The following is a 215-nucleotide window of genomic DNA, read 5'->3' as shown; positions in this document are numbered from 1 at the left end:
AGATCGCCTACCGTGCCGCCGCCTGCCGCGGTAAATCCATACGTGTCATCCTTGCCATTTCCATCGGGATCATCAAAAGTAAATGCACGCATAACATCTAACAATTCTTCTGCTGTAGTCGGCATATACAGACCTAAATTATCCAGCCAATCCTGGCGGATCAAGAAGGACCAAAGCTGTTCACCAGGTGCACAGGCAATCCCCTTCAACTTTCC

The 215-nt window shown here is 49.3% G+C and carries 1 pseudogene; it reads right to left on the bottom strand.

What is annotated here, in order from left to right:
• A pseudogene (locus tag HJV72_RS19340) lies at positions 1-215 on the bottom strand (hypothetical protein); the annotation flags it as partial.

The organism is Extibacter sp. GGCC_0201, from assembly GCF_017566055.1.
Classification (GTDB): Bacteria; Bacillota; Clostridia; order Lachnospirales; family Lachnospiraceae; genus Extibacter.
Note: the sequence above shows the minus strand (reverse complement) of the source record. Positions and strands in the feature narration are given on the sequence as shown.